Source organism: Streptomyces ossamyceticus (assembly GCF_001418475.1).
Taxonomy (GTDB): domain Bacteria; phylum Actinomycetota; class Actinomycetes; order Streptomycetales; family Streptomycetaceae; genus Streptomyces; species Streptomyces ossamyceticus.
Window position 1 is genome coordinate 1 of sequence record NZ_LIQX01000879.1, and the last position, 2,002, is coordinate 2,002.

Annotated in this window: 3 protein-coding genes; 2 read left to right on the forward strand and 1 reads right to left on the reverse strand. The window is 70.7% G+C overall.

Translation table 11 applies throughout. The features are described from left to right. Window positions 1–29: 29 nt before the first annotated feature. On the reverse strand, window positions 30–368 hold the full coding sequence (locus AOK15_RS40055) for a hypothetical protein (protein ID WP_055524045.1): 339 nt from the start codon (window positions 366–368) through the stop codon (window positions 30–32). Window positions 369–508: 140 nt separating this feature from the next. On the opposite strand from AOK15_RS40055, the gene AOK15_RS40060 reads away from it, so the two are divergent. Both AOK15_RS40060 and AOK15_RS40065 read left to right on the forward strand, forming a co-directional pair. Next, on the forward strand, window positions 509–1,495 hold the full coding sequence (locus AOK15_RS40060; RefSeq protein ID WP_055524047.1) for an ArsR/SmtB family transcription factor: 987 nt from the start codon (window positions 509–511) through the stop codon (window positions 1,493–1,495). A 158-nt stretch (window positions 1,496–1,653) separates the two neighbouring features. After that, a partial coding sequence (locus AOK15_RS40065) for an AAA family ATPase (RefSeq protein WP_157870523.1) occupies window positions 1,654–2,002 on the forward strand: 349 nt, incomplete at its 3' end.

Below are 2,002 nucleotides of genomic sequence, written 5' to 3' on the forward strand. Positions count from 1 at the left end.
GGGCCGCGAGGGCCGCGAGGGTCAGGCGGTCACACGCCCACGCGGTCGGAGCAGGTGTCCGAGCCGAAGTCGTCCACGCAGACACGGAAGGTGCGCAAGGACGACACCCACCCGGAGCCGCATCCGGCCTGTGAGCCGTTGCCGTCCCACACGTACCCGTGGGTGGTGCCACTGCCCCAGTACTCGGCGTAGACCCCGTCGCCGTCCTCGCGGGTGTCGCAGGCGTAGACCGTGTTTCCGGAGTTGTAGGCGTTGCCGTAGCTCCTGGAGACCGAGGCGGCGAGGGCCGGTGTGGCGGCCAGCATCAGCGGTCCCACAACCAGTGCGGTGATGACGCCCAGCCGTTTCGTCGCTCGCTTCATACGCATGACGTTCCTCCTCGTCGCCCCAGTCGGCACTGGGTCGGTGGCATGTCCAGAACAGACTGGGTCCTGCATACTGCGGTGACCACACGATTCGGCTGAGGCTGAAACGTAGGCCGGATGTACACACACGGGGGGAACGTGCGGTGATCCGCGTCCACTTCACGTCCGCGGATCTGGCCCGCGTCCGCATCGCCGTCCTCGGCCCCCTGGCCGAGACGCAGTTGAGCTTCTGGGTCGCCCAGCACAACGGCGAAGCGGCGCTCTTCGACGCCTGGCGTTCGCAGGCCCGACCGCGGCTGTCCGTCGGGGACCTGCCGGGCCTCGTCCGGGGCCTGGCTCCCGCGAGGCAGCGCATGGTCGACCTGTTCACGCTGGCCGGCACCGCACCGGAGATGGAGGACGCGCTCGACCTCCTTCTCAGCGATCCGCGCCCCTTACGTGACGAGCTCGCCCTGTACCGCCGGGGCAGACGGCTGATGCTGCCGCCGTGGATGCTCTCCGCCAGTACGGGAGACGGACGGGCCGCCCGTCATGTGGCCGAGGCGCTGACGAGCGCCTATCAGGCCACGATCGCCCGGCACTGGCCCCGGATGCGCGCGGCACTGCACCGGGAACAGGACGCCGCGATGCGCGCCCTGGCCTGTGGAGGGATCGGGCAGATGCTGTCCTCGCTCCACCCGGCGATCCGCTGGAGACCCCCGCTGCTCGAGGTCGACTACCGGCCGTTGGCCCGTGGGACGGACGTCCACCTGACGGGAGGCGGCATGGTGATCGCCCCGTCCGTCTTCTGCCGCGCGCCCCGCTTGTACGTCGGGCGGAGCGAGGAGCTGATGCTGATCTACCCCGTCCTGCGGAGCACCCTGGCGGCGGCCGAGGTCTTCGGCGGCGCGGCGAAGAGCCAAGCCGTCGCCGACCTGCTCGGTCGTACCCGGGCGGCCGTGCTGGAGGCCGCCGACGGGCGCCTCACCACCGGAGAGATCGCACGTCGGCTGGAGGTCTCACCTGCCAGCGCCAGCCAGCACACGGCCGTCCTGCGGGAGGCCGGCCTGATCTCCTCGCACCGTCAGGGCAAGACCGTCCATCACACGATCACCTCGCTGGGGAAGGCGCTGCTCGACGGTCACTTCTGACGCCCGCCTGTTCCGGTCTGCGCGTTCCGGTCCGCGCGTTCCGGTCCGGGTGCTCGCCCCGGGGGCGTTCGGTCCGCGCACGGCTCACCGGCCCCGCTCCGCAACGCCGGCCGTCTGCCGTCGCATGCGTCTTCCGCCTGGTGAGCGACACTGGTCCCGTGATTGTCGAACGCGCGTACGCTCATCTCTCCTCGTACGACGAGGACGCCTGGCCCTGGTCGGTGCCCTGCGTCCGCCAGCTGCTCGACGAAGGGCTGCGCTTCACCGCGCCGGTGACCTTTCTGGTCGGTGAGAACGGTTCGGGGAAGTCGACCCTGGTGGAGGCGCTGGCCGAGGGATTCGGGCTGGACTCCTACGGTGGCTCCCACGACTGGCGCTACGCCTCCTCGCGGGGCAAGTCGGAGCTCGGCGAGCGGATGAAGTTCGACGCGTCCTCGCGCGGGCGCCGCATGATGACCAGTTGGGCGGCCCGCAAGGGTTTCTTCCTGCGGGCCGAGACCGCCTGGG

Coding starts and splice junctions, on each gene's coding strand:
- AOK15_RS40055 (WP_055524045.1), bottom strand. CDS start 368: ATGCGTATGAAGCGAGCGACGAAACGGCTGGGCGTCATCACCGCACTG.